20 protein-coding genes are annotated in these 22,345 nt (G+C 40.4%); 13 read left to right on the top strand and 7 right to left on the bottom strand.

The features are described from left to right. Positions 1-357: 357 nt before the first annotated feature. Positions 358-1,584 carry a Xaa-Pro dipeptidase gene (locus ACXAC4_RS11025; protein WP_475164100.1) on the top strand — a complete coding sequence of 409 codons (1,227 nt, stop codon included), beginning with the start codon at positions 358-360 and terminating at the stop codon, positions 1,582-1,584. A 49-nt stretch (positions 1,585-1,633) separates the two neighbouring features. Here the strand turns inward: ACXAC4_RS11025 and ACXAC4_RS11020 are convergent, their stop codons facing one another. Further along, a complete protein-coding gene (locus ACXAC4_RS11020; protein ID WP_475161472.1) occupies positions 1,634-2,077 on the bottom strand; it encodes a hypothetical protein in 444 nt (147 codons plus the stop codon). 344 nt (positions 2,078-2,421) lie between these two features. On the opposite strand from ACXAC4_RS11020, the gene ACXAC4_RS11015 reads away from it, so the two are divergent. The 3 genes from ACXAC4_RS11015 to ACXAC4_RS11005 all read left to right on the top strand — a co-directional run bounded on the left by ACXAC4_RS11015 (position 2,422) and on the right by ACXAC4_RS11005 (position 7,884). After that, positions 2,422-3,459 carry a tetratricopeptide repeat protein gene (locus ACXAC4_RS11015; protein WP_475161468.1) on the top strand — a complete coding sequence of 346 codons (1,038 nt, stop codon included), beginning with the start codon at positions 2,422-2,424 and terminating at the stop codon, positions 3,457-3,459. A 302-nt stretch (positions 3,460-3,761) separates the two neighbouring features. After that, positions 3,762-6,206 carry a TonB-dependent receptor gene (locus ACXAC4_RS11010; protein WP_475161466.1) on the top strand — a complete coding sequence of 815 codons (2,445 nt, stop codon included), beginning with the start codon at positions 3,762-3,764 and terminating at the stop codon, positions 6,204-6,206. Between the two features lie 403 nt (positions 6,207-6,609). Next, complete coding sequence (locus ACXAC4_RS11005) at positions 6,610-7,884, top strand: carbohydrate porin (protein WP_475161462.1); 1,275 nt, start codon at positions 6,610-6,612, stop codon at positions 7,882-7,884. A gap of 56 nt (positions 7,885-7,940) precedes the next feature. On the opposite strand, the gene ACXAC4_RS11000 is transcribed toward ACXAC4_RS11005, so the two are convergent. From ACXAC4_RS11000 to ACXAC4_RS10990, 3 genes are all read right to left on the bottom strand, one after another. Continuing rightward, positions 7,941-8,366, bottom strand: coding sequence for a DUF4177 domain-containing protein (locus ACXAC4_RS11000; protein WP_475161458.1), 426 nt, complete (start codon positions 8,364-8,366; stop codon positions 7,941-7,943). A gap of 243 nt (positions 8,367-8,609) precedes the next feature. Then, the gene (locus ACXAC4_RS10995) at positions 8,610-9,275 is read right to left on the bottom strand and encodes a DUF1826 domain-containing protein (RefSeq protein ID WP_475161455.1); all 666 of its coding nucleotides are present in this window, start codon (positions 9,273-9,275) and stop codon (positions 8,610-8,612) included. A gap of 282 nt (positions 9,276-9,557) precedes the next feature. Then, complete coding sequence (locus tag ACXAC4_RS10990; protein ID WP_058030329.1) at positions 9,558-9,905, bottom strand: winged helix-turn-helix transcriptional regulator; 348 nt, start codon at positions 9,903-9,905, stop codon at positions 9,558-9,560. 104 nt (positions 9,906-10,009) lie between these two features. Here ACXAC4_RS10990 and ACXAC4_RS10985 point away from each other — a divergent pair, with 104 nt between their 5' ends. The 3 genes from ACXAC4_RS10985 to ACXAC4_RS10975 all read left to right on the top strand — a co-directional run bounded on the left by ACXAC4_RS10985 (position 10,010) and on the right by ACXAC4_RS10975 (position 12,453). Continuing rightward, entirely contained in the window at positions 10,010-10,777 is a 768-nt protein-coding gene (locus tag ACXAC4_RS10985) for an SDR family NAD(P)-dependent oxidoreductase (protein ID WP_475161454.1), read from the top strand. Between the two features lie 35 nt (positions 10,778-10,812). Next, a complete protein-coding gene (locus ACXAC4_RS10980) occupies positions 10,813-11,463 on the top strand; it encodes a cupin domain-containing protein (protein ID WP_475161451.1) in 651 nt (216 codons plus the stop codon). Positions 11,464-11,544: 81 nt separating this feature from the next. Then, entirely contained in the window at positions 11,545-12,453 is a 909-nt protein-coding gene (locus tag ACXAC4_RS10975; RefSeq protein WP_475161450.1) for a sensor domain-containing diguanylate cyclase, read from the top strand. A 20-nt stretch (positions 12,454-12,473) separates the two neighbouring features. On the opposite strand, the gene ACXAC4_RS10970 is transcribed toward ACXAC4_RS10975, so the two are convergent. Next, a complete protein-coding gene (locus ACXAC4_RS10970; protein ID WP_475161449.1) occupies positions 12,474-13,130 on the bottom strand; it encodes an NAD(P)H-dependent oxidoreductase in 657 nt (218 codons plus the stop codon). 200 nt (positions 13,131-13,330) lie between these two features. On the opposite strand from ACXAC4_RS10970, the gene ACXAC4_RS10965 reads away from it, so the two are divergent. After that, a complete protein-coding gene (locus ACXAC4_RS10965; RefSeq protein ID WP_475161445.1) occupies positions 13,331-14,290 on the top strand; it encodes a sensor domain-containing diguanylate cyclase in 960 nt (319 codons plus the stop codon). A 12-nt stretch (positions 14,291-14,302) separates the two neighbouring features. Here the strand turns inward: ACXAC4_RS10965 and ACXAC4_RS10960 are convergent, their stop codons facing one another. Further along, positions 14,303-15,250, bottom strand: coding sequence for a LysR family transcriptional regulator (locus ACXAC4_RS10960; protein ID WP_404394210.1), 948 nt, complete (start codon positions 15,248-15,250; stop codon positions 14,303-14,305). A gap of 253 nt (positions 15,251-15,503) precedes the next feature. Between ACXAC4_RS10960 and ACXAC4_RS10955 the strand changes: the two genes are divergently transcribed. Beyond that, positions 15,504-16,505 (top strand): zinc-binding dehydrogenase, encoded by a 1,002-nt coding sequence (locus ACXAC4_RS10955; RefSeq protein WP_475161443.1) that lies wholly within the window; start codon positions 15,504-15,506, stop codon positions 16,503-16,505. A gap of 72 nt (positions 16,506-16,577) precedes the next feature. On the opposite strand, the gene ACXAC4_RS10950 is transcribed toward ACXAC4_RS10955, so the two are convergent. Beyond that, entirely contained in the window at positions 16,578-17,120 is a 543-nt protein-coding gene (locus ACXAC4_RS10950; protein ID WP_475161441.1) for an acyloxyacyl hydrolase, read from the bottom strand. A gap of 234 nt (positions 17,121-17,354) precedes the next feature. Here ACXAC4_RS10950 and ACXAC4_RS10945 point away from each other — a divergent pair, with 234 nt between their 5' ends. From ACXAC4_RS10945 to ACXAC4_RS10930, 4 genes are all read left to right on the top strand, one after another. Beyond that, on the top strand, positions 17,355-17,975 hold the full coding sequence (locus ACXAC4_RS10945; protein ID WP_404394218.1) for an MlaC/ttg2D family ABC transporter substrate-binding protein: 621 nt from the start codon (positions 17,355-17,357) through the stop codon (positions 17,973-17,975). 318 nt (positions 17,976-18,293) lie between these two features. Continuing rightward, a complete protein-coding gene (locus tag ACXAC4_RS10940) occupies positions 18,294-19,106 on the top strand; it encodes a PhzF family phenazine biosynthesis protein (RefSeq protein WP_475161437.1) in 813 nt (270 codons plus the stop codon). 121 nt (positions 19,107-19,227) lie between these two features. Next, positions 19,228-20,862: a methyl-accepting chemotaxis protein gene (locus tag ACXAC4_RS10935; protein WP_475161435.1), complete on the top strand. Its 1,635-nt coding sequence runs from the start codon at positions 19,228-19,230 to the stop codon at positions 20,860-20,862. Between the two features lie 130 nt (positions 20,863-20,992). After that, on the top strand, positions 20,993-22,339 hold the full coding sequence (locus ACXAC4_RS10930; protein WP_475161431.1) for an MFS transporter: 1,347 nt from the start codon (positions 20,993-20,995) through the stop codon (positions 22,337-22,339). Positions 22,340-22,345 lie beyond the last annotated feature (6 nt).

The raw sequence follows: 22,345 nt of genomic DNA, 5'->3' as shown, positions 1-22,345 counted from the left end.
TAAGGGCGATCGCTTCCATGACAAGTGGTTTTTATAAAATGAAGGTCAGCATCATGCTGCTATTCGGTTGGGCGGGCATTATAGGGGAAAGTGTAATAATTCTGCAATGATAAATTAGATTTTATTCTCAAAAGTGAGAGTTTGGTTAAATAATTAAGCTGAGTTATTGGTTTAATTAGAAATTTCCGTACCTTTTTTTAATATAAGTTAATGGTTTTATAAAAGTCGCAAAAGCTCGCATTAACAAATACTTTATGAATTAATAGGTTTTGTGAAAACAAAAAACACTTAAAACAACAAGGGCCCCTGATGAAACTTACCTCAATTGCACTAAGCATATTCTCTATAACAGCGAGTATGTCTGCATTAGCCGAAGACTTAATTATTCATGCCGATGCGGCACTCGATGTTAAAACTGGCAAACTGATTAAACCCGTCACGTTGGTTGTCGATGACAACAAAATCTCAGAAATTAAACGCGGTCACTCAAAAGTATCGGGTGATTATAAAATCATTGAATTACCAGGGCATACATTGTTACCAGGGTTATTCGATATGCATGTGCACTTAACCAGTGATTCTCAAGTTCATGGTTATAAACGCTTACAACGTACTTCACAACGTGCCGCTATTACGGGTGTACGTAACGCAAAACGTACTTTAGAAGCTGGCTTTACCTCAGTACGTAACTTAGGTGCTGTGGGTTATTCAGATATCGCGTTAAAGCAAGCAATTTATGAGGGTGATGTGCCAGGACCACGCATTTTTGCCTCGGGCCCGTCGCTGGGTGTGACTGGTGGGCATTGTGATAACAATTTATTGACCCATGAACATGCTGTAACAGCAAAAGGGGTTGCAGATGGCCCTTGGGCGGTGCGTGTCAAAGTACGTGAAAACATTAAATTTGGTGCCGATGTGATTAAGTATTGTGCGACTGGTGGGGTACTTTCTAAAGGCACTAAAGTGGGTGCTCAGCAATATACCCAAGAAGAAATGGATGCGATTGTTTCTGAGGCACATTTACGTGGTTTGACCGTTGCAGCCCATGCTCATGGTACTGAGGGCATAAAATCAGCCATCAAAGCGGGCGTAGACTCGGTAGAGCACGTGAGCTTTTTAGATGACGAAGCCATCAAGCTTGCGAAAAAGCATGGCACTTATTTCTCAATGGATATTTACAACACCGAGTATATTTTAGGTGAAGGCGAGAAAGCCGGTATTTTAGAGGAAAGCTTAAACAAAGAGCGTGTTGTAGGTGCTAGGCAGCGTGCGAGTTTTGGTAAAGCAGTTAGAGCGGGCGTAAAAATGGTGTTTGGCTCAGACGCGGGCGTTTATCCACATGGCGACAACGGTAAACAGTTTAGCCGTATGGTGAAATTTGGTATGACCGAGCTGCAAGCTTTACAAGCGGCGACCATCACGCCAGCAACTTTATTAAAACAAGAACAAAAGCTTGGTTCGTTAGATGTTGGCAAGTATGCTGATTTTATTGCCGTTAAAGGTAACCCGTTAGAGAATATTTCAGTGATGGAGCAAGTGAGCTTTGTCGTGAAAGACGGCGAAATTGAGGTTGATAAAAGATAATATCTAAAATGGCTTTTAGCCCCGTAAAACTGTCTCGGGGCCAAAATCATTAGATAGAAAGTTTTGAGTCAGGTGTCAGAATTTGAGGCTCTTTGTTTAACAGTTTTTGACAACTTTTAATTGGCTGCTTTTTTAAAACTAGCGGTTGCCACTCTTTCTTGTTGAAACTTGAGCTATTTGTGTGCTCGGCGACTACGTAATATCGAACACAAGGTTCAAGCGTTAATTCGACAGTTTTGTTGTTATATTGTGCAATTGCATTACCGACTGTTAGGCTCGGCTTAGTTGTAGATAAGCGCAATTGAACTTTACCCGGTTCAACAGTTCGTCTATTAAGCTTGCTTACGTTTGACTCGCCATTCACTCCAATGATGTTAGCACTATATAGGTTTTTCTTGGCTGTTTGATCTAAGTTACCTGATACTTCTGACCAAGGCTGAGAGGCACATGCTGAAGTGAGTAATGTTGCTAAAATTATTGCTGCTTTTTTCATACTTATTCCTTTCTATCTAAAAACAAAAATAATGCATTAATGACAATAGAATTAAGTGGTTAAATTTGCAACACAATTTTTAGTGGTTAACTTGAGTAAGTACGATGAATAGTTCTGATTATTTCATTTAATGAAGAGTGATTTGAACTTGATGGTGTACGCATTGCTACTTGATATGTTGTTGAAATTTTTATTAAGGATCTCTTTTCAATATAAAAAATTTTGAGTAAACAAAAAGAGTGTTGAATATAAATTCTAAATTTAACATATGTTTACAATTTAACTGCTAAAGTCATCATAAAGTTATTTATGATAGAGATGGTTCACCTTAGCAAGATATTATTATGACTATCATCCGCTTTGTTTTAATTCTGTTTTTAAGTGTCTTTATTTCACCTGTTTTTGCAGAAAAAGCAGTTCAAGATGATGAATATCGAATAAATGAGGCTGCTTATTTTCTTAATTCGAACCCTCAAAAAACATCACTTTTACTTAAAAAAATTGATCCGGAAAAACTAAAAAGTGATGACTTAATTATCGAGTATCATCATTTAAAGATTCTCGCGTCTTTATTGCTGCATGAACACCAATCGTCTGAGCCTGCTTTTGCATCCCTTTTTAGTCATGTAGATGATAATGCATTCCAAGAAAGGCGTTTCAATATTCTCTATAACCTTGGAGTATGGTTGAGAAGAGGTGGTTTTTATTCCCAATCTGAGGGAGCGCTACTTTGTGCATTGAGGAGTGCGAATAATGCGACAGACAAAATGAAAACACTCAATAGCTTAGGAGGTATAGCTCGCCATTATGCGAAAAACAGTCAAGCACAAGATTATTTTCAACGCACGCTCGAACTGGCTGAACTAGTTAATAATAAAAAGGCTATTGCGATCATAAATAATAATTTGGGGGTCATGGCACTTGAATTCGATGAAGTTACAAAGGCAAATCGGTTTTTTAAAGCGGCATATCGTAATTTTCAGATCAGCCAATATGAAAGTGGCGAGTTAAATTCGGGTATAAATTTATTGTTTACTTTTGCTCTTTTAGAAGATCAAGACATGTATAACCGCGCATTGCCTAGAGTGAAAGAATTAGTCGACAAATACAATAGTGATGCCAAAAATGCCTATTTTTCATGGGTAAATGCTTTCAGCGAAGTTCAACTCAGTGGGTATAAGCATACTACAGTGCAAAAAGGTGTCTTAAAGCAAAAATTTGAAAGTATTGATGAGGCAGGACTGCAAAGGCTTTTACAAAAGTATATTGCTAAGCCGCTCGAGATAGAAGTCGTGCTCATCCCTGAAGAAACCTTAGAAACAAAATCATTGTCCATCGAAGCGCGACCTTGGCTAAAAAAAGCCATTGAATGTAATTTTTAGCCTTGAATTAACTCTAAAGCTTAAATCCTTAAAAATAGTGTTTAAAAGCTCTAATTACTTTATTGAACCTGATTTTTACTCTTTTTATTAAATTAATCGGACTATTTTCGATTTAAATAATTGACCCTGTTACGGGTTCAAATGCTAATTTTTTCATAGCTTTACATTATATATTTTAACACTATATTCATGTGCTGCTCACTATTAATGCAAATAACAATCATTAATAAACTATCATTTGCAATGATAATTGTTTTCATTTAGCCTTCTCCGTGATTTGAAACTAGAGTACATATTCCAACATGAAAAAATTTAGCTTATCTCTTATCGCAGCCGCTTGTGCGGTCTCACCTCTTACTTATGCGCAAGCAAAAGCAGATGCAAATAATAGCTCGGCAACCGATAACTCTGACATTGAAGTGATCAGCGTGTATGGACGCCAAAACCAAGTTGTTATGAACTCGGGCCTAGCCACTAAGTCAGACATGTCACTGATGGAAACACCTGCGGCGGTTGTGATTGTCGACAGTGAACTTATCAACGCACAAGGCGTTTCAAATCTTCAAGATCTTGTACGCAATATCAGTGGTGTAACGCAAGCAGGCAACAACTATGGTATTGGTGATAACTTAGTGGTGCGTGGCTTAGGTGCCAATTATACCTATGATGGTATGTATGGCGGTGCAGGTTTAGGAAATACCTTTAACCCTACGCGCTCTTTGACCAACGTTGAGTCAATCGAAGTCTTAAAAGGCCCTGCAACAGGCTTGTATGGTATGGGTAGTGCCGGTGGTGTGATCAACCTGATAGAGAAAAAGCCAGAATTTGAAGAGCAGCATGCCTTAACCGCTGAGCTTGGTCAGTGGAATACATATTCTGTAGAAATGGACTCAACAGCTGGTATTACTGACGATCTAGCTTACCGTGTGCTGGTTAAAACGGAGCGCAGTGATGGCTATCGTGATTTAAGCAATGACAGAGATGAAGCGTATGTCAGTTTCAAGTATGTGCTTAGTGATGCGCAAGACATCATGCTTTCAACGGCATATATCAAAGATGCCATCGCTGTAGACTCAATTGGTCACCCAATTCGAATCTATAATGCTGAATCTGTTGATGGCAAAACTGCAGGTGAAGCGAGCTGGCAAGATTTAATTAATGATCCTGCTGGCAAAGGCGTGCAGTTATCGGATGCCCAGCGTCAACAGCTTGCAAACTCATTGGCAGCGAATGATGGCTTAACGCCTTATACATTTGGCCATAACGGTATTATTTCGCCAATGGCAAAAGACAATGAAGGCGAAGAGTTACGTGTAAAGCTGACTCACAATATTGCTTTCAATGATGATTTGACCTTAAACCATCAACTGCAATTCCGTAACTATGATTCTGGCTTTGCCCGCCAAACCGGTGCGTATAACTATGTATACTGGAATCGTCGTGGCACCATCAATGCTGATCCGCGTGCGCCTTTAGTGGTTGATGATGTACTTTATCCTTATGCTGCCCGTCGTCAGGAATATCGTAAAGTAGAAGCAGAAGAGCAATCTTGGCAGTACTTTGCTGATCTACGCTATGACTTTATTTTAGGCAATGTTGATAATGAGTTTTTAGTCAACGCAAACTACGAAGATCGCGATATCCGCTTTAAGCAATATTCAATCTATGATGCAGATAAAGTCATAAAAAACAAAGAGGGTGACGTGATTTACCAAGGTAAATTACCTTACATATTCGATATCCGTAATCCGAACTGGGCAACTGGCAGCTTTGAAGATCACGATCCGTTAAAAACCAGTGATTACAATAAAACAGTGAATGCGTGGGGTTTAGGCGCACAACATGTTGCCTACTTTGAAAATGGCATTACAACGCGAGTGGGTGTGGCGTACAACCGTATCAAACAAAGTTACGAGCACTTTGGTGTAGATGCAAGATACCGTGCAAGTGCTGCAGAGCCAACGCCAGAGCAAGATACTTCAGATAGCGGCTTAACGTTTAATTTAGGTGCGAGCTATAAGTTCACTGATGATGTATCGATGTTTGTTAACCATGCTAAAGGTCGCACGGCATATAGCGTACTGGGAACCATTTATGGCAATGAAAAGGACCGTGAAGATTCAGAGTCAATCTCAAACGATATTGGCTTACGTGTTAAAGCATTTGATGATCAACTAGTGGCTTCATTCATCGTTTTTGATAGCAGTCGTACTAACCTAGAGTATGCAAACCCTGATTATGAAGAGGGAGTGTCTGCCGCGAGCGTACCAAAGAGCTTCTTTGATGGGAAAGAGCAAACTAAGGGTGTAGAACTTGACCTAAATGCAGTATTAACTGATGAGTGGAAGCTTAACTTTAATGCAGTTTATCAAGATGCACGTGATAAGAAAGATCCAAACCGCGATTCATTCGACACACGTCAAAAAGGGGTGCCTTATGTGACGGTAGGTAGTTGGGTTACTTATTCAAAAGAACTGTTTGATCTCGCTGAGCCAATTAACTTCAGTTTAGGTCACAAGTATGTGGATAACCGCAGCACGCACTCGACTTCATTCGGCATTCCTGACGGATATGTGCCAAGCTATAGCGTATTTGATGCCGGTGTTAGTTACAGCAACGACAACTGGAAAGTCCAAGCGAATATCTACAATTTATTCGACAAAGTGTATTACAACAAGGCTATGTTCTTAGGCGGTATGCCAGGGGACGAGCGCAATGTGAAATTAAAAGTAACGTATGCTTTCTAATTCATAAAACTGAGTACACTTAAGAGCGCTGCGGCGCTCTTTTTTGTTTTTGATTAAACCTTGAGCAAACAGTCAATTTGGATTTAAGTGGTTGAAAATAAAGCATTCAGAGCGGTGAAAGTTACAGAGAATTTACGGTTTATGATCGATTACGTAAAAGAAGATATCAAGCCCATGATTTTTAGCGTTTTTAATTGTATAACCTTGCTTTCTTACCTTCTTGTGTAGCGGTTCTAAATAGCACTGATTTTCTTATCATTTACATTGTTTACGAGTTTAAACAGCCTTTAAATTCTTCGCTTACATCACTAGCAGTTTTGCAATTTTCCCTAATTTGAATACGCAAAAAGAGTAGGCTAGGCTTGCGCGAATTTTATTACTCTCACCTCGGAAATTCGCTTTTATGTCTCTTTTTTCACCTCGTTTTTCGGTTTGTACGCTGGCACTTCTTAGCGCCACTATGATGTCGTCATTTTTCATATCAACTTGTGTTGAGGCTGCAGGCAATACAGCTAATACTGAGCTTGAAAAGTTAGAGCAACAAATCGCTGTGCTAGAGCAGCAAGTAAAACAGATGAAAGCGCAGAACAGCAAAGAGGTGGTGGTAAATGCTGCCCCAGATATTCATGTCGGTGGTGCTATTCGTTTTAACTACAACATGGTGTCGTATGATGATGACAACGAAAAGCGTGGTGGCGACATCGACTTTGATTTAGTGCGCTTGAATTTCTCTGGTGACATTGCCGATATTGGTGTAAATGCAGAGATCCGCTTTTTAGATTATATGCGTGTGGTTAAATTTGCGTATCTAGATTACGACCTCAGTGATGACTGGCATGGCCAACTGGGTTTGGCACCTGTGCCATTTGGCAATGCACCACATAGTGGCTTTCATAGTTACTTTATGAGCCCTAATTACTTCATTGGCTTGCAAGAAGATTACGATTTAGGACTGGTACTCAAACATAAGGCAACCGAAAACAGCGTATTAGACATCGCATTTTTCAAAAACGACGAACATGGTGGCGTTGATGGTGGTGCAGAAGAGCGTAAAGATCGCTATTCTGTTGATGCATTAGGGATCAGATTAAATGGTGAAAACATCTATGATGCCCCAACATCAACTTTAGCCGAATATAACACGCTAGTGGGTCGCTATACTTACCAACTTGAACATCAATTTGGCACAACCCATGTTGGTTTTTCAGCGCTTGATGGCGGTTTGCATGATGGCGTGAGTCGTATAGGCGACCATACTGCTTGGGCGCTGCATGCTTCGGCGCATATTGGTCAATGGCGCGTGCATTTACAGCATACTCAGTATCAATATCATATAGACAATGTGACACAAATCGTTGTAGGTGCTAACTCTATGTATGACACCATCGCCAGTGAGGCGACCAGCACTAACCTTGCAGTTTCTTATGATTTATCGGTAGATATTGGGCCTATTTCCCAACTGAGTTTCTACAACGATTTTGGCACCATTTACAACAAGTCAGATGATACTGCCAATACGTGGATGAATATTACAGGTATGTCGATATCAGCAGGGGCGTTGTTTACGTATGTTGACTTAGTTCATGCGAAAAACCAGCCCTTTGTTGGAGGTTCGATTGCTGGCAACAGTGATGATTTTGAGAGAAGGCTGAATATTAACGTGGGTTATTACTTCTGATAAAGCTGAGAGTTAGTTAAGCTCATGAGGCGCTTCTTTGCGCCTCAGTTATTTTATCAGTGAGTTATTTCTCGCTGGAAGATAGCAAGTAAGTTTCCGGTTTTTCCAACTAATGCATTTTGTGCGAGTTCAGGCGTGAGTATTTGAACGAGCAACCACCCATCTTGTCCTTCTTGATTTAATATTGACTGTAAATCAGGTAGCTTTGCTTTTTTGAAGCCAGCTAAAAAGCCTTCGTTATTTTCTATTTCGAGTGTTTTATATTCGTATTGTTTTTTCATGGACGTTTCCTCGTAGTCCAGATCTGCAAAGTTAATGTTTAACGCCGACGCGATGGCCTTTTTAGATTGCAATGAGGCCGTATACTCTTTTTCAATTCTTTGAATTGTTCGTAAGTTTAACCCTGCTGCAATGGCTAGCTCATCTTGAGACCAACACTGTTTTTGCCTGAGCTCAATAATTAAATCGGCATTTACTTTCATAACGTTGTAGACCTTTGTGAATGTACGCTAATAGAATCACTTAAAAACGTGAAATTGATTACGAATACTCAACGAAGAATACCCGCAATTTATACGACAGCAAATAATAAATTTTAATAAATCTATGAAAAGCCTAGTTAAATTTAAATGTGGGTAAAATAGAATGAATAGATAAATTAGAGCTTTGCAATTTGAATGGCTGCAAAGCTCAGATTAAAAGGTTTTTAGAAAGTAAAAGTGAGATTAATCAATCAGGTCAAGAGTGAGTAATAATCGCTTTTTACCTTCGGCCAATTTTGGAGAGCGGTGAACTAAACCTTTACCTTCATTACCAGCCCAACCTTCACCTTTTAGCAAGGCAACATCGCCGGCTTCAAGTGTTTGAATGGCATTTTGCACAGTCATAATACCTGAGTGCTCGTCATCAAGACCTTGACTGCCCGCACCGAGCTTTGAGCGATCAACATGTTCGTTAAGGAGCCATTCTGTGGCCACGCCTTCGAAAGTGGTGACTAAGCGACAAGGGATTTTGTCGACATGAAATTTAGGGCACATTGCTTTGTCTAAAACAGACAAACGCACACCGGCGCGTTTGGCTTCAAACAAAGTACAAAACATATCGACTAGAACTGCGATGTGATCACATAAAGCCGGGCTTGCTTTCAATGCACGATGGCTACTGCTTATTTGTTCAAATGCATGTTCAGGTTCAGCAGCAATCGCTTCTTGAAGGCTTGGCGCATTTTCTATAATGTTTTGCGACTCTTTTAATATGTCAGAGGATAAAGTGTGTTGCCAAATCGCAATATTGACGTGTTCGTTGTAGATGTCCGTGAGTATTTGAAACTCGTCAGACACAGAGACGCTTGATGCTACTTCAAGCTGCTCGGCGGTATTTGAGTAAGCCATGTTTATTTAAAATTTAAGTGACGGTAGTTTTAATTGTAATGTTATAGGGTATCAATTTCTAGTTGCGATTTGTTCAACTCATCACTTCAATGCTTATACGTATCTTTAAACTATGATTTTACTCGCCTTTTAAATAATACCAATCCTCAATAATGCTCAATCATTTTGAGGGGTTAAAACTGACGCTAACTTCGTTGAAAATTTTTTATTTAGAATAACTAAATAGCAAAATACTCTCCTCGTTATCGACAAGTTTTCCTTGCCTCAAAATAGAATGCTTAATTAAGAGGATTGGTATAAATCTATCTCAGATTGTAAGTTTTCCAACTGTTCAAGAATGGCTAAAAACTTTTCGCCAAACGGGGTCACTTGATATTCAACGCGAGGAGGCAGTTCGTTGAATATTTGCTTTTCTAAAATACCAAACTCGACATTACGTTTGAGACATTGATTCAGTACTTTAGTAGTTAGCCCCTCAACTTGACGTACCATTTCACCGGGGCGATTTATGCCTTCATCTAATAATTGATACACAGTTAAAGACCATTTACAGCCATAAATGGTTTCGACCATACGGGCGCTAGATTGAGGCGCTAATTTTCTTGGAAATATTTTTTCGTTTGCTGTCATAAAGATGTACCAAAAAGTACCTACCTAACCAAATTGTGCTTACTATTCAGAGGCTTTTCGTAAAATTAATATTATCACGACTTTTACAAACAAGAGATGTGATTATGAAATTTTCAAATGCAGGCACAGTGATGATTATTGGCGGTTCAAGTGGCATGGGCTTCGCGACGGCAAAGACACTATTAGAACTTGGACTTAATGTTGAAATATTAGCGAATAATGCAGAAAAACTCGATAAAGCCGTTAGTGAGCTGAGCCGTTTAGGTCAAGTCACTGGCACACAAATCGATTTATATGACATGGATGCTGTACAGGCACTTGCAAGCAAAATTACAGCATCGTCTACACACTATGGTTACTTAGTGAATGCGGCTGGTTATTTTTCACCGATGGCTTTTGTTGAGCACACTTTAGCTGATTACAATCAATACCATGATTTAAATAAAGCAACGTTTTTACTGACTCAAGCTGTTGTCAATAATATGCAAAAAGCGGGTAGCGGTAGCATTGTGAACATAGGGTCTATGTGGGCAAAGCAAGCCATCAAAGCTACGCCTTCGTCGGCGTATTCAATGGCAAAAGCGGGCTTGCATGCTTTTACTCAGCACTTGGCTATGGAACTCGCTGACGACAAAATTCGCGTTAATGCCGTGTCTCCGGCTGTGGTTAAAACCCCGATTTATGGCTCTTTTATTGCGTCTGAAGACATAGACTCTACCCTAAACAGTTTTAATGCATTTCACCCAATAGGGCGAGTGGGTGAGCCAAATGATATTGCTAACAGTATCGTCTTTTTATTATCAGATGATGCAAGTTGGATCACAGGCAGCATTTTAGATGTGGACGGCGGTGTGATGGCGGGTAGAAATTAATACACTTGGCATCTTTTGCTTTGTGGGAGATAAATATGTTGAATATGAATTTTCTAGAACGTTTAGTCATAGAAACAGCCGACATGTCTTGGCAGTCTAGCCCTGCTCAAGGTGTGTGGCGTAAACCTTTAGAGCGCGAAGACAAAGAATCAGGACATACCACAAGTATTGTGAAATATAACGCGGGTTCTGCTTTTAAGCCACATCCTCACCCTATGGGTGAGGAAATCTTTGTTCTAGAGGGCGTGTTTTCTGACGAGTTTGGCGATTACCCAGCAGGGACCTATATCCGTAATCCGCCAAACAGCGTTCATGCGCCATTTAGTAAAGAGGGCTGCGTTATCTTCGTTAAGCTCAATCAGTTTGACGAACAAGACATAGAGACTGTTAGAGTTAATACCTTCGATACCGATTGGCAACAAGGACAGGGTAACTTGCAAGTCATGCCGTTACATAGCTATGTTCATGAACACACTGCATTAGTGAAGTGGCCTGCGGGCGAGCAATTTGTGCCCCACAAACATTTTGGTGGTGAAGAAATACTAGTGTTAAGTGGTGAGTTTATTGATGATCAAGGAAGGTACCCTGAAGGCACATGGTTACGTAGTCCTCACATGAGTGAACATCACCCCTTTGTAGAGCAAGAAACCATTATTTTAGTCAAAGTGGGTCACTTGCCTGTTTGAAATATTATGCGCATTGAACCTTGAGTCTGATAAAGCTTGTCTATAATTAAATGTATTGTTCGAACTCAAGGTGCGTGTTTAATGGCAGAGATCCAAATTCCTTTTGAAGAGATCATGGATGAAACTGCCGTTGCTGTCGGCATGATGGACAAACATTTTGTATATCAATACTGCAACAATAAAATGGCAGAGCTACTTGGATTACCAGTCGAGTCAATCTTAGGGCGCAAACAGTCTGAAGTGATAAGCGAGATGTATGAAAAGTCAGTGGGTGTGAAAATAGACTCAGATGACTTAAAAGCTTGGTTAGAAAATGTCGAGCGAATGCAGGCAAGCACACCTGAGCGGCAATTTATAACAGACACCGTAGACGGGCGCTTTTTCAAAATGCAGCGAATGACTCTTTCAGATGGCGGTCATGTTGTACTGGGTATGGATATCACCGAATTAGAAGTGGCTAAACAGCAATTAACTCAAATGAATGAGGTGTTACATGAGCAGGCCACAACCGATGAACTCACAGGGCTGAGTAATCGCAGAGCTTTATTTGATAAAGCGACGATAGAATTTAATAGAGCGAGGCGTTTGCATACGCCCTTATCTTTACTCATTCTAGATATCGATTTTTTCAAAAAAGTAAATGACACCTATGGCCACCCAGTGGGTGATAGGGTGATAAGTCAGGTAGCCGATGTGTTACAAAAAGAAGTGCGAGAATACGACTTAGTAGGTCGACTTGGCGGCGAAGAATACGCCGTTGTGTTACCTAATACGGATGCAATGCAAGCGGTGAACGTTGCAGAGCGCATGCGCCTATCAATAGAGAATACAGCCATTGAAGGCGAGCAAATAAACATTAAAGTGACTTGCTCCTTTGGTGTGGCAGAAGTTTGTGCCAATCATAATGATGCGGACGATGTGTTTTTATCCGCTGACAAAGCACTTTACAAGGCGAAGCAAAACGGCAGAAATAAAGTGGTAGTTGCCTAATTAGCAACTACCTATAAAATTTAAATCACGCTGATGACCGCTTCACGAGGCAAACGCGCTTTAGGCAAGCCATGATTCCAGTCTTCACCGTCTTTGTGATAACCGATTGCAAGGGCCACTTCACAGATATGTCCGTTTAGCTCTTCTTTAAATAATTCGCCCAATAGCTCAGAGTCAACGCCTTCCATTGGGGTAGAGGCAATCCCCATTCTGGCAAGCACATGCAGTAAATTACCCAGAGCTAAATACACTTGCGCTTTTGTCCAAGCGCCGTTGTAACCTGTCTCATCAGTGTTCATTTCTGCAAAAGCATAAGCGCCCATAAAAGTGTCATACATTTCAGCAGGTAAATGACCAGAACTCACCTCGGCATCGACACGTTTACTGAATTTGTCTTTCGTAAATTGAGGGTCGTAAGCCAATAAAATAGTATGCGAAGCTTCTTTGGCGTGAAGCTGATTAAACTGATGCTTGTTGGCAAAACTATCATGCAATCTTTGCTTTGCTGCGTCGCTTTCAATGACGACAAATTTCCAAGGCTGAGAGTTTATAGATGATGCAGATAAGCGAAGTGCTTCTAGAATAATATTTAAATCATCGTTTGAAACTTTCTTAGTTGCATCGTATTTTTTAACGGTATAGCGGCGGTTTAAATCTTCAATAATCTGCTGTGACATAGTGTCTCCAATTCGGTTGAATGGGTTATTGGCGATTATTTTAACTTGAGCTTTAAAAATGATAATTGCTTATATACATGAAACACTTTCAATAAAAAATTGATAATGAAGTTAGATCATGGCCATCATAAAAGCAGACTAGGTCTAAATCACTTTCTTCTACTATCTTTATAAAAAGTTTACTGTCTTTAAGTAGCGAAATGAGCGGTTATCCTTATAAATCTTTTCATGAATTATCGGTAGAAGAAATAGATTGGCAGCGCTGGCAAAAATTAGTGAACACGGTTGCCAATTTATTCGCGGCGCCTGCGGCATTCGTGACTCAAGCAAGCAATAAAGGCATTGAAGTGCTTGTTGCATCTGAGTTGCCCACAACCCACTATTCACCAGGGGGCGCTGCAGGTATGGACGAAAATGTTTATTGCCATTATGTCGTGCAAAACAATTTGCCCTTGTATGTAAAAAATGCCGAACAACATCCCGAGTGGCATTCAAACCCTGAGTATACCGAAGACAATTATGTTTCTTATTTAGGCTATCCAATCTTTTGGCCTGATGGTACGTCTTTTGGCACTTTATGTGTGATGGATACACAAACAAGTGATTATGCCGATCAACTTGTTAATACATTAGAGCTCATGAGTGAAGTGCTGAATAGTGACTTGGCACATTTATATACAGAAAGCCAATTACGAGTAGAGAGTCGGATCGATCCCCTGACAGGTATACTTAACCGAAGGGGGTTTGAAGAGGCCTATGAACAATATCGCAGATTATCTCAGCGCCTTGGGCGCAAGGCCAAACTGTGTTTTATCGATTTAGATGACTTTAAAAAAGTGAATGACAATTTAGGTCATGAAATGGGCGATAAGTTGCTACAAATTTTTGCTCAAGCCCTGACAGAAGTAACGCGGTCTACAGATCTGGTTTGTCGATGGGGTGGCGATGAGTTTGTTGTTTTATTTAATAGTGATAAAGAAATTAATTCAAAGCAGTTAATAGCAAGGATCAACGAATTTGTTCATCAAGGTTACCCAGCGCACACCATCGGTTTTTCTTCTGGGGTAGTTGCCGTAGATCTAAACCAGGAGAACACGCTAGAGCGAGTTTTAATCGACGCAGACAAAGCCATGTATCAACAAAAGCTATCGATTAAATAGTAAATTTTGAGCTTATTTTTGTTGATAAAGACGCTCGATATTTGGAATGTTTCTTTCCCAAATAGGTGTTTTATCACCAATATAATGTCTTGCAGCGTCTAAAAATAATCGTGTTCTAACTGGTAAGTCACGATGCGGATACACGGCATACATGGCACTGTAATCAGGTAAATTCACATCGGTCAAAATTGGCACTAAATCACTTTCTTCCATGGGTTTTGCAAAAAAGAAAGCGGGAGCAGTCATAAAGGCATTATGTGAAAGCACTTTTTCAACTAATGCCTCACCGTCGTTTGATTTAAATACTGGATTTATGGGTTGCTCTTGAGGTTCGCCTTTTTCATCTATGTAACTGATAGATTCAAAGCGGATATGTGAACTCGAATAGGCCGCAGCAGGTAGCTCTTCTAGGTCAGCCATGGTTTTTGGCTCACCATAAATTTCTAAAAACTGCTTAGTGGCTAAGATTAGCATACGATTACGAGCAATTTTCCGTGCTATAAGCGAAGAGTCGCGAGGCTCACCAATTCGAAACGCCAAATCAAAGCCTTCAGACACCATGTCTACGACTCTATCGTCGTGTCTTAAATCTATGGTGACTTGCGGAAAGCGCTTTTGAAAGTCATTGATCACAGGCATGAGATAAAACTTACCAATGTAACTCGACGCCGTAATGCGTAGCAAACCGCGAGGCTCTTGGTGGTAGTTTTCGGCCAGTTGCACTGTATCTTGTAATAATAACCTAAGTTCAGCGGCTTTTTTTACCATTTCAGCGCCGGCAGCAGTCAAAGAGAAAGAGCGAGTTGTTCGGTTGAGTAGGCGAACACCCAAATCTTCTTCTAATTTACTCACTTGCTTTGAAATAACAGAGCGATCAATGTTTCTAAGCTCGGCAGCTTTTGAAAATGAACCTTGCTCAACAACTTCAAGTAACATGATCAAACGACTGGTTGTATCCACTATGCGATCCCAAAAATCAATATTGATGATAGTTTGGCACCAATGAAAGCGTAAAACTAGATAAATAATCTACAAATAAAGCATAAATTATAAATTTAATGGTTTCATTACCTTATGTTGACAATTGTCGCAGTGAGGTTGTTGAACTTGAATTGACGTGTTTTAATAGCAAAAAGCGACAAATTAGCAATTATTTTGCAATAATTGGCGTGTTTTAATATCACAAACTGATTCTTTTAATGACAGGAAATGTATGTCTGCAGTTAACAATTCAATGAAAGTCATAGAACTCGTTCAGGCCGGAGAGGCTTTCGACTTGCAATGTGCTGAACATCAAGTACCACAGTTGGGTGCGAATGAATTGCTGGTGGCCATAGATTATGTTGCTTTGAACCATGTTGACGCGCGATTAGCTCAGACTGGCTTTTCACAATGGCAGTACCCTCATGTGTTGGGACTTGATGCCGTAGGTACTGTGATTGACGCGCCAAAGGGCGTTTTTCCAAATAAGGGTTCGCGCGTGTTATTTAACGCCTGTCTATCTCAACAGGGTATGTTAAAAGAATACGCAGTGGTGCCCAGCCACAGTGTTTCGGTTATCCCTGATGAAGTACCTAGCGACGTTGCAGTATCTTTGCCCAATGCTGGTATGGCAGCACTTATCGCATTAAACAAACTGCAGTTGCAATCAGGTGAATCTTTACTGATCAACAGTGCACAAGGCGCGGTTGCCCACTTCGCGATTCAATATGCCAAACAGCAAGGCGCGCAAGTGTATGCATTTGCTCAAAAGCCTCATCAGAAGCGCCTTGAAAAACTCGGTGCTGATTTAGCGTTTGATTGTGAGCAAGACGGTGTTTGTGAGCAAATTAAAAGAGAAATTGGCAATGCAGGGTTTGATTGCATTATTAATACCCAAGGCGGTGAAACTTTCTTAGAAGATTTACAACATCTACGTTTTTGTGGCCGTATTGCGTGCTTGAATGGTTTTAGCACTATTCCAGAACAGCTACTTTTTGAAAAAGCGCCGAATATCGGGGTGGTCTCAGTGTCAGGCGCTTGGCTTTCAAATAGTTTATGTGCACAGCAACATTTGCGTTTTATGGGTGAGCAGCTATTACAAGACGTAGCACAAAAACGCATTCAGGCGCCTGAACTAAATATTATTGATTTCGAGGTGGCCGCAGTGCGCGACGCCCTGTCTATGTTGTTAACTCAAACTTGTACTAAGCGACCTATTATTAAAATTAGATAAGTTTAGGTCATGATAAAAAAGGGTTGAGCGGCCAAGCCACACAACCCTTTAACAGCTTTTGGGGAAACAAAATCAAAAAAAGCTGGAATACGAGAGCGAAATAAAATCGAGTCCTGGATTTGGGCTTTTGAACCCCGCGTTTGAGTAATGCATATACCTCACGGCCACTTTGGCATCTCCCAAGTCATAAACCAGTCCGAGTCTGTCTTCAAATTGGTAATGGGTGCTGACGTTTTTACCAGCAAAATGCGTGTCGTCTAGCAGTGCAAGTCCAATACCCAGCTCTAAATAAAGGGGTTTTTCATACCAAGTTGATAGCGGGTATTTGAATACAGGGGTTAGAGCCAATACAAAGTTAGTATCGTGGTTGCTTTTTGAACCTCTGCCAGCAGCTGAATAATTCCAAAAGTTAATGCTGGTCTCAAAATGTAAGTCAAAGTTTTTCCAAGCATCAGGCAGTAAATTTTCAGGGTGATACTGATAAGCCAGTTTGATCCCATCTACGTCTCCTTCGCCATGAATATAGTGAATAGCATAACCGTGTTTGTTATCTGCAAATGCTGTTGAAGTAAATGTTAATAAGAAGGCGAGCGCCAATAAACGCAGTAAATTCATAGTTAATGTGAACCTCATCATTTCAATGAGTGTATTTTCACAAAGCTATTTGTGTTTATATGCAAACAAATGTGCACGATATTGATGCTGAATTCGAAACAAATGAAAAACTAATTGAAATATATAGACTTTTTATTAGTGTGCATTTTTGGCAACAAAAGAGTGCAAAAGTGTGTCTTTTTTATCATTAAACAAACTCGTATCATGCACTCACTAACTTAACGGGGACACATTATGAAAACTGCAATACAGTATTTATTCTTTTCAGTATTAATTTTATTTAGTGCATACAGTGCTGGCGCGGGTTCTAAACAAGCAAATACCGAGACACCATACACATTAATTAAATCAGTAGGTGATCAGCTGTTTATCGATATTGGTAAGTTGAAAGATTTAGACGAAGACACAAAACGTACTGAACTTAAAAAGCTAGTGAGTGCGCAGCTGATGCCGCATATCGACATTAAATTTGTTTCTTTTAAGTTGCTTGGCAAGCACGTCAGAGAAGTAAAACGTGAGCAAGCGGTGAGTTTTATAGATGCGGTTGAACAATATCTGACGGGCACGTATGCCAATGTGTTAATGAGTTACAAAGGCCAAGAAGTACGCTTTATTGAACCAGTTTTAGACAGCAAAAGTAAGTTTGCCTCAGTTAAGTCTGAGATTGTAGAGCCAGGCGCCCCGAGTATCGACATTGTATTTAAGTTCAGAAAAAACAAGAAAGGCGAATGGCAAGTTTACGACCTAGTTGCTGAAAGTATTTCACTGTTGAATGCAAAGCAAAAAGAAATTGTGTCTCGTATTAGTGAAGTGGGTATAGATAAAGTAACTAATGAATTGATTGCTAAGAGCTAATTCAGTTTGCAGTCAGAAATAAGTGAGTATATTGAAGTTGATTTTACAGAGTCAGTTACCGCTCATTAAGCCAGTTACTAATAACCTTAGTAACTAAATGAATATTAACGTACTTAGTTCCATAGTTGTTATTTAACAACGCTCTTCAAGCGGGCAGTCCCCTTTAATTGCACCCCTTCGCAGTTTTGCCCGCTTATTTTTCTTTTAAACCTGCATTAGACTTATTTGCTAGAAATTGTATGCATAACACTTAATCACTTCACTTGTTTTTTAATCTCAGTTAGTTTCTAGATAATTAAAGATAAAGTGAATGGAATTATGAAGTTAAATATCGACATTGTGGATGCTTTTACATCCACTCAGTTTGGTGGCAATTCAGCGGCAGTGATCATCACAGAAACTTGGTTAACCGAAAAATTAATGCAGGCCATCGCTGCAGAAAATAACTTATCAGAAACTGCATTTTTAGTGCCTGTTGAAACGGACGTTTATGATATTCGTTGGTTTTCCCCACTGACCGAAATTGCATTTTGTGGTCATGCAACTTTAGCATCCGCGTTTGTTCTGTTTAATAAAAACCCAGCTTTTCATCAGGTAACACTGAGCGCACCAGCGGTAGGCTCTATGCTTATCAACAAGTTAGATAATGGTTATATTGAAATGGATTTTCCGAGTTTTGCGCCAGAAGCTATTCAAGATATACCAGAAGCGCTCATTGCTGGTTTATCGATAAAGCCTCAAAAAGTACTAAAAAATCAGCAAGCCTATTTTGCTGTTTATAACACTGAGCACGAAGTTAGAACGCTAGAACAAAGTTCTGAGCAGCTTAAACAATTGGCACCGTTGGATGTGGTTGTGACTGCTCCAGGCGAAAAACATGATTTTGTGTCACGTTATTTTTGGCCGGCGAACGGCGGCGATGAAGATCCGGTAACGGGCTCTATTCACACGGGTTTAGCACCTTACTGGTCTCAAAGGCTTAATAAAACTGAGTTAAAAGCTTATCAGGCATCGAAACGAGGCGGTGAGTTATTGTGTGTGATTGAAGACGACAGAGTGAAGCTACGAGGGCAGGCAGTGCATTACTTATCGGGTTCAATTACAGTCAACAACAGGCAAAATTTGTCATAAGTCAAAAGATGGGTTGATCTCCCTTGTCGGAACAATCCAAGAGCTGTTAATTTAGTTTTCGTGTCGAAAAACATGCCTCTAGAGCCATATTGGGCCCAGGGATTAATGCTTAAGGAAAATCATGGAAACAACATTGCGACAGTTCTCTGTTAAAACGCGACTGTGGGCGCAAGTTAGCGCTTGTTTTACCGTTATTCTTGTCATTACTTTCTTAATGCTTAATTCGTTGTACAGTGAATTAAAGCAGTCTAAACAGCTTGAAACACAACACATTGTTGAAACTGCTCATGGCATAGTGAGCTTTTATGCAGAGCAAGTGGCAAGTTCAAAGATGACGCTTGAGCAAGCGCAAACTGAAGCCAAGCAAGTTATTGAAGCAATGCGTTACGCTGATGACGAGTACTTGTTTATTTTAGATGCGCAGCACACCATGCTGATGCACCCGATAAAACCTAGTTTAAATGGTACTAACTCTGCGAGCTTGAAAGATCCCAATGGTGTGTACTTTATTCGAGAAATTGTGAGTGCAGCGACGCGCTTTGGTGAAGGCTCTGTGCAATACATGTGGCCAAAAACACCGAATTCGACGCCAATTGATAAGATCTCTTATGCAAAACAGTTTTCTCCATGGGGCTGGGTGATTGCAACAGGTATTTATATTGATGACGTACAAGCGACATTCTGGCAAGAAGTGTCGACCATGGTGGCGCTCATTGTCATCATAGCCATCGTATCAATCATTATCACCGTCAATGTATTACGCAGTATTATCAACCCATTAGACAGAATAGGTAGCACCATTCAGCGTCTTGAAGAGACCGGTGACCTAACGCTCGCGGTGGATACCCAAGGTAAAGATGAGCTCACTCAAATAGCCGTGGGGTTGAACAACATGGTGTCTAGCTTTAGGGATATTGCGTTTAGTAGTAATGCCTCTGTTGAGCAATTGAATGTTTCTACTCATAGCCTAGAAAGCGTGGCCAACGACACAAAGCAAGCGATGGCCAATCAGCAAATAGAAATTGAACAAGCCGCCACAGCCATGAACGAGATGACGGCGACAGTCTCTGAAGTGGCGCATAATGTGGTAAATACGGCCAATGCCGCGCATAAAGCCCATAAAGAAGCGGGTGAGGGCATGACGCTTTTAAATATTGCGATTGAGGCCATTAGCGGTTTAGCAAATGAAGTAGAAAAAGCGGCTGCGGTGATTCATAAACTGGGTTCTGTGAGTGAAGAAATTGGCAATGTCACCACGGTCATTAATGCCATTGCAGAGCAAACGAATTTACTCGCACTTAATGCCGCAATTGAAGCTGCAAGAGCAGGTGAGCAAGGTCGAGGCTTTGCGGTCGTTGCTGATGAAGTTAGGGCACTTGCACAAAGAACCAAAGAATCAACAGAAAGTATTCAAGGCATGATTGAAGAGCTGCAAAAGTATTCTCACGATGCGGTTGTGGTGATGGAAGAAGGTCAGGTTTATGCAGAGCGCACTGTTGAACAAGCACAAAATGCGGATCATGCATTAAAAGAAATTGTAGAAGACATTGCGGTTATTAATGAAATGAGTACGCAAATAGCAACAGCTTCGGAAGAGCAGTCTGCAGTCGCTGAAGAAATTAATCGTAGCATCATCACAGTAAGTGACCATACCTCTTCCACTGTTGATGCAACAAAAGACATTGCTTTGGCGGGCTCAGAGCTTAAAGCCTTGGCTGTTGACTTAAAAGCACATGTATCAAAGTTTAAAGTTTAACTTCCCCTCTTAAGCCGAACTTAACAAGTAGTAGTTCGGCTACTTTCTCTTCAATAGATAATTTCATAGCAGAGCTTGGCAAAGCAGATTAGTTGCTCTAGTATCACAAAAAAGCCTGTAAACTTTTTTAATGAAATTATTTATCTCTTTATATTTCACTAATCTATTTTTAATTAGTGGCACTGGCTTACTCACCACTTATTTAGCACTCTATTTAGGTCAAAAAGACGTTTCGACCTTTTGGATTGGCTTACTTACCTCATGTTACTACTTGGGTCTATTATTAGGCTCAAAGCTTGGTTATCACTTTATTAAATCGGTTGGTCATATTCGTACTTTCGCAGCGAGCACTGCTGCAGTTGTTGCCTGTGTTGCCGCGCATGGCGTCAGTGATAACGTTTATTTATGGCTATTTCTTCGCTTGTGTGTTGGTTTGGGCATGATGGCCAATTATATGGTTTTAGAGAGCTGGCTTAATGAACAAGCAGAACCTGAGTCACGGGGGAAAGTGTTTTCATTTTATATGATCACCTCATATATGGGCATGGTGCTTGGTCAGTTTGCATTATCAAGTTTTTCTGAATTGGGATATGCACCTTTATTCTTGGTTTGTATGGCGGTTGCTGCGGGTATTATTCCCATTGCAATCACACGACGTATTCACCCTAAACCTATCAAGCCTATTCAAGTGAGTTTGTTTGATTACTTTAAGAAAGTGCCTCAGGCACTTACCGCTGTGCTTTTTGCTGGCATTATTAACGGTAGCTTTTATGGACTAGCCCCCACTTTTGGCAGTGGTATAGGCTTCAGCTCTGCAGACATCGCAAAATTTATGTCTTTTACCATATTTGCAGGCTTGTTAGCGCAGTGGCCAATGGGTGTGATTTCCGACAAAGTACCAAGAAGTATTTTATTAAGAAGTAATGCGATTGCTTTATGCCTCATTAGTTTGGCAATTTGCCTATTACCATCTGAGCCGACAGTGTTGATGGCCTGTAGTTTTGCTTTTGGTTTGTTTGCGTTTACGCTTTATCCGCTTTCATCAGCTCTGGCAAACTCACGAGTCAGTGATGAAGACCGAGTTGGCGTATCATCTGCACTCCTTATGGTTTTTGGTGCAGGCGCCGCTTTTGGTTCAGCGATCATTTCAAAATCTATGACCTTTTTCGGTCCTAAGGCTTTATATGCATCAATTGCAGTACTCACCGTATTGATGTTTGGTGTACTAACTTTCATAAACGCGCGTCAAAAAGCTGAACAGCCAGAAGCCAGTGATTATGTGGTGGGTAATTCAGATGTCACTAGCTCGCCGCTTGCAGCAGCGATGGACCCGCGGATCGAAGAAGAAATTGCCCACGAGCAATTGTTAGTTGTAGAAAGTGATGGAGAAGAAAAGGTTGATGATAGTTTAGATGACGGTTTGAAAGAGGCTGACACAGGTCTTAGTGAACAAAGCAGTAAACAGTTAAATACATAAGTTATT

It is taken from the genome of Pseudoalteromonas sp. AWM4_233 (assembly GCF_056158285.1).
Note: the sequence above shows the minus strand (reverse complement) of the source record. Positions and strands in the feature narration are given on the sequence as shown.